The sequence below is a fragment of the Pseudoalteromonas fuliginea genome, from assembly GCF_000690055.1.
Lineage (GTDB): Bacteria > Pseudomonadota > Gammaproteobacteria > Enterobacterales > Alteromonadaceae > Pseudoalteromonas > Pseudoalteromonas fuliginea.
The window spans coordinates 1-319 of record NZ_JJNZ01000234.1; the positions used below are offsets into that span (position 1 = coordinate 1).

The 319-nt window shown below is 45.8% G+C and carries 1 rRNA gene; it reads right to left on the bottom strand.

Annotated elements, in window-relative coordinates:
• Positions 1-319: ribosomal RNA gene (locus DC53_RS00095) — 16S ribosomal RNA — on the bottom strand; the annotation flags it as partial.

Consider the following 319-nt stretch of genomic DNA (forward strand, 5'->3'; position numbering starts at 1 on the left):
TTTACGGCGTGGACTACCAGGGTATCTAATCCTGTTCGCTCCCCACGCTTTCGTCCATCAGCGTCAATGTATTATTAGTAACCTGCCTTCGCAATTGGTATTCCATGTAATCTCTAAGCATTTCACCGCTACACTACATATTCTAGTTACTTCATAATAATTCAAGTTCTACAGTATCAATGGCAGTTCGACAGTTGAGCTGCCGGATTTCACCACTGACTTATAAAACCGCCTACGGACCCTTTAAACCCAATGATTCCGGATAACGCTTGGATCCTCCGTATTACCGCGGCTGCTGGCACGGAGTTAGCCGATCCTT